Raw genomic sequence first — 12,254 nt, 5'->3', positions numbered from 1 at the left:
ATGTTGATACTCTGTTCGCTAACGCACACAAATTTTTAATTTTTTTATGAAAATAAACATATTCCAACTAAATTAAAGCATCATCAAAAAATCCAAAAAATGAAACAATTTGAGAACATGTCCGAGCAAACTTATAATCAATTAGTAAATCCCAATTCCTCCTTGATCAAAAAAATGATTAAAGTCATTTTTCTTTCTATAAAAGAATGGATAAACCATAGAGCGGCAAGTAAAGGTGCCGCCTTGGCGTTTTACACCTTGTTTTCTATGGCGCCGATTTTGGTATTGGTGTTGGCAATTGCAGGCTTCTTTTATGGCAAACAAGCGGCTCAGGGCGAGATATTTAGTCAGCTGCAAGGCCTGGTAGGTCACAATAGTGCCGAGACGATTCAGATGCTGTTGGCTGGTGCACGTAACCCGGAGGATGGGCGTATGGCGACCATCATTGCCAGCGTATTGTTATTGATTGGTGCGACCAGCGTTTTTGCAGAATTGAAAGAAAGTCTGGACGAAATTTGGCAAGTACCAAAAACACGTCAATCTAGTATTTGGGTAGTGATACGTACGCGCTTATTATCGTTTGGTCTGATATTAGTGCTGGCATTTTTGATGCTGGTATCGCTGGTTGTCAGTGCGGTGCTGGTATTTTTAGAGCATTATTGGGATGCCTTGCAAATCGATGTTGCGGTAGTTTTAATGCCATTGTCCTCATTAATTGGGTTTGGTGTTATTGCCTCACTTTTTGCAGTGATTTTTAAAATGCTGCCGCAGGTAAAATTATCCTGGCGCGATGTCTGGATTGGTGCCGCTGGTACCGCAGGATTATTCACTATCGGCAAATATGGCATCGGTGTGTATATCGGGAACAGCGGCATAGCAAATAGTTTTGGTGCTGCCGGATCGATGATTGCATTATTGCTGTGGGTTTATTATTCAGCGCAAATATTTTTATTAGGTGCAGAATTTACCCGTCAGTATGCGCTGTGTTTTGGTAGCTTGCGTGACCTGAGTTTAGATACAGTCATAACTAAAATTACAAAACCATAAAAATTTTTACAAAGTAAAACGGCTAGAACAATGTTTTGTTCTAGCCGTTTTACCTATCTGAAATAAATCAGAAATAATCTAACTATATTCTCACCGCATATTTTATATATGGGCTAGCAAAACATTACTGAACGCGACGTTCAACAGTAATTTGCTCTACTTCTACGCGGCGATTTGGTTCCAGGCAAGTAATTAAAGCGGCCTTATTCTTTTCAGTACACTGCACGACTGGATTTGTTTCGCCCTTACCTTGCGCTGTTAAACGTGTAGCAGCAACACCTTTATCGATCAAATAGGCTTTGACGACATCTGCACGACGTTGTGACAATTTCAGATTGTATTTAGGCGAACCGATACGATCGCTATACCCGCTGACGACGACATCATTGATTTGCGTATTGTTGTTTAACACGTAAGCAATTTCATCTAATTTCGGTTGTGGCATACCTAGTTTTGCGCTGTCAAAACCGAATAATTCTGTTGCAGACAATGTGACTTTTTCAAAACGTGGTGGCGGTGGCGCAGGTGTTGGCGGCACTGGTGCTGGCATTGTTTCTGTAATTGGCATTGGCTCCGGAGCGGGCTCTACACGGGCAGCACGCTGCACTGGCTTGTCAAATGTATAGACCAGACCGACATTCAAATAATTATTATTCGAATGACTAAATCCTAAATCATCACCACGGATAAAACCATGTACACGACGGATATCAGCTTGCATTGCTAACTGGTCGGTAAAGCCATATTGAAAACCAGCACCTGCGTTGATGTAAGGAGAAGTCGCATCACGTTCGCCAAGTGGCGTGTTGATTTTGTCATATTGAGCGCCGCCGCCGATCAAGACAAATGGGCGGAAACTCTTACGCGAAAACATATACATCGCATCGACGCCTAATGTATTTTGTTGATAACGTGTACCGTTTTCACGCTTACGTCCGTAGCTAGTACCAAATTGCAAATCCCAATCTTGGGAGATCGCTTTACCAAAACGTATTGCAGCAGCTTGACCATGTCCTGTCACGCCATAGTGCGTATCTGCGTCTAATACACCCAAACTAGGTGCGACATACCAAGATGGATTGTAGTCATAATTTTCTGGCGCACGCTGTGCCATGCTGCTGGATACTACTCCGCACAATAAGCTGGCTGCGAGCGCGATTTTATTAAATTTATGCATATAAGACCCTGAGTAGAAAGTAGTTAGAAAACGAATTAGAAAACATTGAAAAAATAAAAATATTGATGACGGAGAAATTTAAAAATTCTTCCTATAAACAACCAGAGAAAATTTCACGGCAACGCATGAGAACGGAGCTTACGGAGTTGTACATATGGCTTCTGTGCGCTAACCAACATAGAAATTAAAAAATTAAATTTTTTAAAAATACGCAATACCGCATGCATATACAGCGCGTACATGAGGTAGCGCGCACTGACTTGCTAAAGGTAATTTGTGGGGAGGTTAAAACGGAGTTAATGCAGCCAAGACCTCTGAAAAATTGAAGTCGACACCGAATTTATTGAGAAATATTTTGAATAATTTTTATTTATCTATGTCGTCCGCTACAGAAAAAATCTGTACATGAGCAATCAGACCAATAGGGAATTATGTTTTTATAGAATAAATTAAAATGATTTCTAACTGTTAGTCGTTTTACCTATACTCCCCATCTATTTTATTAAAAATACCATACTGGCCAGATAATTCATGGACGACTAATAAATACTCGTTATCAGTATATAAAAAAGCCAGAGTAAAAATCCTAACGACGTTGTACACAATGGCGTAAAAAATGCGGTATTTTATGCATCTTCTACGCATTAAGTATCGGATATTTTCTCTGCTTACTATATTACGTTGCGTGTTGCTTTACCTGAGTCATCCACTTAAGTTTCAACACCACCATCAGCCAACGCAAGCGGTTTCAGGTTGACTAACATAATCTCGACAATATGCTCTTGCTGATCATTGATCAGCGGTATAAATGCGGAGTCTTGCATGACGCCATCCACTGAAATTCCTTTACTGACTTCGCTACCGAGTTGTTGTGTCACGTTGATCTTGTAGCTGGTTTCTTTGTATCGATAGCGTAATTTAAATTCTGTCCAATCGACAGGCATACAAGGTGTGCAATATAGTTTTTCTCCATCGAGTGTCAAACCTAATAATGACTCCGTGATAAAGCGGTACATCCATCCAGATGATCCTGTATACCAGGTCCAGCCACCGCGTCCGATATGTGGTGATACTGCGTAGACATCGGCTGCGATCACATACGGTTCTACTTTGTAAGTGGCAACTGCTGCGGGAGTGAGTGCATGATTAATTGGATTAATCATAGTCATTAATTCCCAGGCTTTTTCGCTATCACCTAGTTTGGCAAATGCCATCGCAGTCCAGATTGCAGCATGAGTATATTGCCCTCCGTTTTCACGTACACCAGGTAGATATCCTCTGATATAGCCAGGATTTTGATCAGATTTATCAAATGGCGGATCGAGTAATTGGACTAAATCGTGGTCACGACGAACCAGATGTTGATTGACTGCTTGCATAGCAGTATGGGCACGGACAGGATCGCCAGCCTCCGACAAAATAGACCAGCTTTGTGAGATTGAATCAATCTGGCACTCAGCGTTGCTGGCAGAACCTAAAGGTGTGCCGTCATCAAAATAAGCACGACGATACCAACCTCCATCCCAAGCGTGCTGCTCGATATTAGTTTGTAATTTTTGAGCCTCTAGCTGGCATCGGTAAGAGAAACTTTGATCACCTCGTTGCTGTGCGATAGCAGAAAATTGCATCAAGACTTCGTACAAGAAAAATCCTAGCCAGACACTTTCGCCCTTGCCTGCGGCGCCGACTTTATCCATGCCATCATTCCAATCGCATGAACCTATCAACGGTAATCCATGTGCGCCAAATCGTAAGCCATGTAAGATCGAGCGAACACAATGGTCGTACAGCGAGGCGGATTGATTAGATTGTCCAGGTAAGTCGTAATAAGAATCTTCATCTGCATTCAACTGACGACCCTCAATAAAAATAACCGACTCATCTAGTATCCGATGATCATGGGTACTTGTCAGGTAACGGCAAGTCGCTAGCGGCAGCCACAAATAATCATCAGAGCAATGGGTGCGTACCCCGCGATTCATAGGCGGATGCCACCAATGCTGTACGTCACCCTCAATAAATTGATGCGCGGCGCAGACCAAAATATGTTCGCGAGCCATTTCCGGACGGGTATGCATGATCGCCATCACATCTTGCAACTGATCGCGGTAACCGAATGCGCCACCGGACTGATAGAAGCCACTCCGTGCCCATAAGCGACAAGCGATGGTCTGGTACATCAACCATCCGTTGGTCAACATATTGAGGGCAATGTCTGGCGTCTCTACTTGCACTGCGCCCAAAGTATGTTGCCAATAATTTTTGACTTTAGTGAGTGTCTCCTGGGTCGCTAATTTACTGCGGAAGCGTTGTATTAAATTGCTGACGTCCGCGCTACGTTGTCCCGCAACACCGAGCATAAAAATAATCTCATGCTGTTCACCGTCACCTAATTCAAATGGCACTTGTATCGCGGCACAAGGATCGAGACCAGCACCTAACTTTCCTGACAATCGGGATCGGCTCATTGCTGCAGGATTTTGCAGACTACCATTGCGACCAATAAATTCTGTCCGGTCGCCACTCATCGTCAATTTCATCGCATCGACATAGAAGAAACTTGTGCGATCACAAAATTCTGAGTTATAGAAGTTTCGGGCAAATATGGCGCCTGTGGCAGGATCGGCTTCAGTCACGATATGCATGACGGATTTTTGGCGAACATCACCCAAGACCCATTCCACATAACCGGTTGCGGATAAGCGTCTTGTCTCACCAGTATCATTGCGTATTTTAAGTACCGAAAATTTAACCGCAGCATCCGGCGCAACAAAGACCGACAATTCGGATGTAATACCTGCCTCAGTATGTTCAAATACGCTATAGCCAAAACCGTGGCGCGTTACATAGTCGCCTTGACCACGGCGCGGTAAGGGGCTTGGCGACCAGAAGTGTCCGGTATCTTCATCACGCAAATAAAATGCCTCGCCTCCATTGTCAGAAACTGGATCATTAGACCAAGGTGTCAGTCGGAATTCATGCGCGTTCTCACCCCAGGTATAAGACTGGCCGCTCTCTGAAATGACGGTTCCAAAATGTTGATTGGCTAATACATTGACCCACGGTGCGGGAGTCAGATTGGACTCATTTGTACGGATAATATACTCACGACCATCTTTACTAAAACCACCTAAGCCGTTCGGCAAAATCAAGTCTGCCAGATCAGTCAGTCTACTAGAAATCGGTGACTGATTAGTATTTGACGATACTGAAGTTGCTTGCCAAGCTGCAGGTAACTGTCGGGTCACTGTCAGTTGTGGAGGACGTACTTCCACTTGTCCACGTCGGTTGATTTGCTCTGCCAGAGTACCGCGACTATCAGACAAAATAGCGCGTGCAACAGATTGCAATAAGATCCTGTCATCATTTGGTATCTGATCAGCAAGACGTACAAAAATACCGCCCGGACGCTCCATCGCATGCGCCTCAATACCTGAAGCAACTAAACCCATGATTTGCTCTTGTAATATCTGGCGATAACCAGCACGGTCTTCATTCCAGATCACTAAATCGACGGCTAAACCTTTCATACGCCAATAGGCATGTGCCTGCACCATCTGGCGTACTAATTCAATATTTTCTGCATCACTGATATGCACTAAAACAATAGGTAAATCACCGGAGATTGCATAACTCCACAGACCAGATTGACCACGACGGTTTTTTACTAAAATACTGGCGTCGGCGCGCAACAAAGCATTCGGATAAATAATTGAGCTAGCCAGGCGCTCATACAATTGAGCATCAGCTTCGCTGGCATTGAGCTGGCGCAATACCACCTGACTATGCGTCCAGGCCAATTCAAATACACGGTCAGCCAAATGCATATCTTGATATTTTTCAATCATGCTGAGGACTGCGTCACGTGTCTCTGCTACGCCGGTCACAATATCAACAATCGCAGTTTGTTCTGGCGCTAAGGTGATCTGATGACGAATCGCCACAATCGGATCAAGCACTGATCCCTGGCTGCCAGATAATGTCTTTGTCGTCATTGCAACAGGCGCTGCGACGGTATTGCCGCGTCCGATAAATGCCATGCGATCTGTCTCGTAAGAGACCGCATCACTGGTCGCGCCATGCACCACCATCTGATGGAACATGGTCGGCGTAAAGTCATTCTCAGAACGCGGACGACGTACACACAAAATCGCCTGATGCTGAGACAGGATTTCTGTTTGTACAAACAGATTACTAAAAGCAGGATGCATCGTATCTGCGGCAGCAGGTGCCAACACCACTTCTGCATAACTGGTCAGGTCAATTGTTTTTGTGAACCGGGTCCGGTTGGTGATACGGGTGCGGCGCAATTCGATATCGTCCTCCGGCGACACGACGATTTCGGTATGCATGTCAAAGCCATTATCGTGACGTCGAATTTCTGCCCGACCTTCTGAAAAAATCACTTCATACGTTTTAGGTAATTTTAAAGTCGGGTGATATGAGGTGGACCAATAACTAGAGTCGGACTGATCGCGCACATAGCAGAACGTGCCCCAATTATCGCAAGTACTATCTTCACGCCAGCGTGTAATTGCCAAATCGCGCCAGCGACTGTAGCTGCCGCCGGTATTGGTGACCATGACGTTATATCTGCCGTTGGACAATAATTGAATTTCAGGCAAACGCGTATCGACTCTGTTGATAATGCGCATAGGCATTTGCTGTTCGCTGGCAGTAGAGCGGATATCCGCCAGTTCTGTGGTGTTTGAATAGTGACTACTTGGTTTTGGAATCCGCTCTTTCAGCAATAACAGCGTTGCCTGGAACAGAGGATCAGATTCAAAACGTTTTTGCATAGGCCGATCCAGCAGCACATACGCAAGCGATAACAAACTCATGCCTTGGTGATGTGCCATATATGACCGGATCAGTGCTTGCGTTTGTCCGCGCGGCAGACGGGATGGTGTGTAATCGATCGCCTCAAACATACCAAAACGTCCTTCGGCACCCTCCTCCACTAATCGCTGGAGGTTGGTGCAAGCTTGATCTGGCGCCACCATCAGTGCCATTGCAGAGGCATAAGGTGCAACCACAAGATCATCTCCCAAACCACGCTTCAATCCTAGACCAGGCACGCCAAACGCGCGATATTGATAATTAAGACTAGCATCAAAGGCGTGATAACCCGATTCAGAAATCCCCCAAGGCACGGCGCGCTGCGCACCGTATTCAATTTGTCGCTCGACAACGGATTTATAAGTTTGATCGAGTAAAGTATTCTGATAATTTGGCATCACCAACAGCGGCATCAAATACTCAAACATCGATCCGCTCCACGACAAGAGAATCGGTTCGCCACCGGCAATCGTTAACTGGCGCCCTAGCGCAAACCAGGTTTCTTGCGGCAACTGGCCTTGCGCCACAGCTACAAAACTACATAGCCTTGCTTCCGATGCCAATAAATCATAAGACCCGGTATCACGCCTACGTTCTGTCACGTTATAACCAATCGCTAACAGATGGGTCGCTGCGTCATATAAAAAGCCGTACTCCATACGCGCAAACTCTGTGGCCTGTAAAGCTAAGCGTGTAATTGTGCCCATACGCTCAGTTGCGCGCCGACTGCCTTCTGCTACGAAATCCATCACATTATTCCAATGCGTTTGCTGATCCAAAGCTAACGCTGATGATGACTCTTCTATGCTAGAGACCAATGTCTGTATTTGTGCCCGCATTTTTGCGTCTAGTCTTGCCAGATCACTCAGATTTAAAAGACTATTTAATTCGGGCAAATACTGAATTAAATTTCCTACATTCGGCATCGCGAGCCAAGGTGCTAACAATAATAAATCCTGCTGCGCCTCATGGGATTGCTTTATCAAAGCATTTGCCCACCAGAGCATCTCGGCTTTTTTATCATTACTGAGACCGGGGTCAGACGCGATCGCAGCAGTTAAATCACTGGCCTTACTCAGGAATATTGCTAGCAATTCATATGCTTCAGATAAGGTCGCTGGTGGCGTCGCTGATGTCGTGGCTAATTGCTTCTTGAACTCAAGCATGCTATCGCTAACAGCAGCGGCAATATAATTAATATTAGTCGCAGAAGCGTCTGTTTTATTTTGCTTTGCCAAGTCGAGTAACACGCTAAATGTGTGGCCCAAGCCAGTGAATATGCTTGGTGACAAAATACTTTGGTCCGGCAGCAATAATAATCCGGCACGCATTGTTAACAAGTGTCCCGCCAGGTTGCCACTATCAACGGTCGATACGTAGACAGGATTTAAAGGCTTTAGACTTAGTGTGTCATACCAATTATAGAAATGACCTTGATAACGTTCTAACTGCCCCATGCTGCGCATCGTATTCTCAGTACGTATCAGCAGTTGCCCCATGTCGATATAGGCAAAGTCGTAGGCAGAAAAATTCGCCAGCAGCGCCAATCCAATATTCGTGGGCGAGGTCCGGTGAGCGACGACGGCAACTGGGTGTTCTTGCATATTATCAGGCGGAAGCCAGTTGTCCTCAGGCCCGACATAGGTTTCAAAAAATGCCCAGGTTTTACGTGACAGACGATGCAAAAACACTAGCTGATTCGCCTCTAAAGCAGAGTGCCGTTCAGGAATAGGCAAACTAATGCGCCAAGCAATCACAGGCGAAATCATCCACAACAACAAGAATGGCAATGCAAGGGATAAGGCGCCTGGACGTAAGCTAATAATTGCCACTAAAACCAGAATGGCAAATACGGGTGCGCTCCACATAGTGCGGATTGATGCAAACAGCGTTGTACCGGCTTTTTGATTTGATTCGCTAGAGGGATTCCACTCCAGCAAGCGGCGATGTGAAATCCATTTTCGCCATACCGTTCTGAATATCGCATCCAAACTATAAAAAGCTTCATAAGGAAGGAAGGCGAGGTTTAATAGTGCATTCGTCGTGTGTTGCTCCATAGACCGGAAGCTGGCGACCAGATGCTGACGGACTAATACTTCACGCGGTTTTCTGAGTAACTCCAATACAGATGCTGCCAACGAAGGTAAAAATAAAACGGCAAGAACAGAAACACTCCACAACCACGACGATGGTAATTTTATCCAGCCCAGTACCAATAGTGTTAGCAAGACCGGCGACGTCAAACTACGTCGTAAATTATCTAAAATTTTCCAGCGTGACAAGGTAGATAGCGGATTTGGTTTGCGGATGCTGTTACTTATTTTAACTGGCGCAATTGAGGAGCTAGCTTCAAACTTCGCATTTTGATCAACGATAGATCCACTTTGAGCAGCGGACGATTTCTTAGAAGTTGATGCAGCACCCAAGCCATCAGGACTACTTAATACTACAGGGACTTTTGGCATGAGCCAAGATATTAGTTGCCAGTCACCACGAATCCACCGATGGCGGCGACTGACATCTGCGCTATAGCGTGACGGATATTCTTCATGTAATTGCAGATCACTGATTAACCCGGCGCGGGCATAGCAACCTTCTAGCAGATCATGACTGAGAATACGATTTTCTGGCAATTGCTGATGCAATGCCTGCTCGAACGCATCCACATCATAAATACCTTTACCAATGAATGATCCCTCTTGGAATAAATCCTGATACACATCAGACACCGAGCGCGTGTAGGGATCAATCCCGGCCTCCCCACCACATAATTTTTCATATATTGAGGCGTTGGCACTAGGCAGACTAGCCACCACGCGCGGTTGTAATATGCCGTAGCCTTCCACCACACGTTGCTTAACTTCGTCATAACGTGCCTGGTTTAGTGGATGCGCCATCGTTGCAATAAACTGGCGTGCTGAATCGCGTGGTAATTGTGTATCGGAATCTAAGGTAATGACATACTTAACGCTGGTCAAAGCGAGTACATCGCCGACAATACGCTCAAACAAAGCATCCCGTTGCTCACATCCTTCGCCAGTTAATATATCGCAAGAGCCATTGCGTAAAAACGCATTTAAGTTAGATAATTTGCCGCGTTTGCGCTCATATCCCATCCACATTTTTTCTTGAGGATTCCAGCGACGAGCCCTGTGTAACAATAGAAATGGACTACTCTTGTTTGAGGCGGTGATTGTAGTGTAGCGTTCATTTAATGCGGTAATTAATGCCACTGCTTGCTCTACCAAAGCCTCATCGGCTGGCGTCGTTTCAGTCTTGGCATCCGGCAAATCTGTCAATAAGCAAAATCGTAGATTGTCGTCCCGATTAGCGAGATAACGCACCTCTAAGGCTTCGCATAAAAACTCAATATTCTGTACATGAAACAACATCGTCGGCACCACTACTAAAGTACGTGCCGAAGGCGGAATACTTTTAGAAAAATCCATCCGCGGCAAAGCCTGCGGAGTTGCCAATACAGTGACCAGCCAATTGATTAAAGCGATCGCTAACTGACTGCTGGCGATAACGACAATCACGCCCAGCAATACGAGCATGCCGTCACGTACACCATCGTCGTAAGAATGATTCAGCAGAATAGATGTGAAAATGATTGTCAGTAAAGCGATGGAACCGAGATAAAGGTGTAAAGGAATTTTTTTACACTTTTGTGCCACGTTCTGGAATAAACCATACCGGACATTAATGCGTTTTTCTAACGCCGATAGGCCATTTCCAATCAGGTAATAACCGATGTGTGCAGTACGAATATCAACACTTTCCTCATCACCATTAAGTTTAGCGGCCAGCTCAGACAATAACAGGGCTTGCTGTGCGACTTCGACTTCCGTCAATGATGAACGTTTCGCAAGATTTTCTATCACATGTCGATAAGAATCGCGGGTAGAAAAATCCATCTTGTTATAGATGTCTGCATGATCAAGGCTAAGCACATACTCAACATGGCTCATGGTTTCTACAAACTCACGCCAGTCCATCATTCCCAAAAAGCGCAAACTGCAAATGCTATTACTGATGGATACTTGGTCCGCCGCCTGCCGCTGGCTCTCTAATTGAACCAAATGCTCTATCGTGGTACCGGATTCCGCTAAGCGCTGCGATATCCAGGTCAAGGGCAGCGTCAACGCAGGACTTTGTCCTTGCAGACGACGCGCCACCTCGGCGACAAATGCACTGTTCAAAGTCGGTTCTGAGCGCGCCATATCGGCGACTAATAAAATTAATTTACTCGGATCTTTTTCTGCAGCCTCGATCATCTGATCGGCCCAACTACCAGCCAAATTTCTATCGACCCGACTAGATGCAATACGGGTCGCTACACGACGTAAATTTTCAATCAACGCTAAGCGCAGCATGATGGGAATAGCCCATAGCTCACCTAATTTGAGCACAGTCACTTGTTGATATGCGGCGACAAATCGACTTAAGCCTTCAGGATCTATCCTGCCGTCACCATGTGAAATAGTCTCTAGCGCAATGTCGTATACCCTTGGGCGATTGCTATATGTGCCTTTAATCAAGCGAGGTAACTCTTTGCTGTACCCTTTTGGAAGATGCTGCTTTGCCGTGCGAATCTGCTCTTCAATCAAATAAAAATTATCCAATAACCATTCAGCTGCAGGCGTAATTTGACGATTATCTTTTAATGCGGAAGTCAGTGCGGCACAGGCATTGATCAATGCTTCTTCATTATCAGCCAGGCGAGATAAAAGCTGATCTGGCTTTTTGTCATGATGTACTTTATGGGATTTTGCCAGGACGCCACCATGATGTTCCATCTGAGCGGCACTAAACAACTCTGACTTTAGTGGCGGCAATGAGTTTTCTTCGTCTGAGTCAAGGCTTAAAACAGTAATTTCTTTTAACATGGGAGTCGGACTTTACGATGATGGTTCCTGCACTCGAGGTGTCTAGATTATTAAAACAAGACATACAAGTTATGCAGAATTGACCATGAGTGAATGCAACGCATAAGTAAATAAATTACAAATAGATAGTGCTTTCTTATAGGCTTTAACTTTTAAAAACTCGGTACGCCAACGTACATAGCGACAATCTTGATCAAAACGAGCTACTACGTTGATTTGCAGAAATATCCTTAAATATGTCAGCGTCGCGCTCAAGTAAGAGCAAAGTTTGAGGAGATTTTTAAAGCAACTGTGCGTTATCG

Annotated in this window: 3 protein-coding genes; 1 reads left to right on the top strand and 2 read right to left on the bottom strand. The window is 45.0% G+C overall.

Annotated elements, in window-relative coordinates:
• Window positions 1-174 precede the first annotated feature (174 nt).
• A complete protein-coding gene (locus AAKU64_RS07290) occupies window positions 175-1,047 on the top strand; it encodes a YihY/virulence factor BrkB family protein (protein WP_354332121.1) in 873 nt (290 codons plus the stop codon).
• 124 nt (window positions 1,048-1,171) lie between these two features.
• On the opposite strand, the gene AAKU64_RS07285 is transcribed toward AAKU64_RS07290, so the two are convergent.
• A complete protein-coding gene (locus AAKU64_RS07285) occupies window positions 1,172-2,224 on the bottom strand; it encodes an OmpA family protein (protein WP_354361946.1) in 1,053 nt (350 codons plus the stop codon).
• A gap of 710 nt (window positions 2,225-2,934) precedes the next feature.
• Window positions 2,935-11,952 (bottom strand): glycoside hydrolase family 94 protein, encoded by a 9,018-nt coding sequence (locus AAKU64_RS07280; protein WP_354361945.1) that lies wholly within the window; start codon window positions 11,950-11,952, stop codon window positions 2,935-2,937.
• Between the last annotated feature and the right edge of the window lie 302 nt (window positions 11,953-12,254).

It is taken from the genome of Undibacterium sp. GrIS 1.8, assembly GCF_040544445.1.
Classification (GTDB): domain Bacteria; phylum Pseudomonadota; class Gammaproteobacteria; order Burkholderiales; family Burkholderiaceae_D; genus Undibacterium.
This window is presented reverse-complemented; position numbering and strand designations above follow the sequence as displayed.